The sequence below is a fragment of the Paraburkholderia sp. EG304 genome, assembly GCF_046543485.1.
GTDB classification, from domain to species: domain Bacteria; phylum Pseudomonadota; class Gammaproteobacteria; order Burkholderiales; family Burkholderiaceae; genus Paraburkholderia; species Paraburkholderia youngii.
Map to the genome: position 1 here is coordinate 1 of NZ_JBKGUA010000463.1, position 255 is coordinate 255.

General features: G+C 59.6%; 1 protein-coding gene. It reads left to right on the plus strand.

The features are described 5' to 3' along the window. On the plus strand, positions 1 to 255 hold a 255-nt coding region (locus ACLFKU_RS44760; RefSeq protein ID WP_410853522.1), incomplete at both ends, for a transposase.

A 255-nucleotide genomic window follows, 5' to 3' on the forward strand; every position in this document is an offset into this window, starting at 1 on the left:
GGGTTTGGTGCCGCGTCAGCATTCTTCGGGCGGCACGCCGCGTCTGCTGGGCATCAGCAAGCGCGGCGATACGGCATTACGAACACTTCTGATTCACGGCGCCCGCGCGGTTATTCGTATGGCAGCCTGCAAACCCGAAATGGCTGATTCCTGGGTGATGAAACTATGTCGACGCCGGCACAAAAATATCGCTGCTGCGGCGCTCGCGGCAAAGAATGCACGGACGGCGTGGGCAATGCTGATACGAAATCAGCC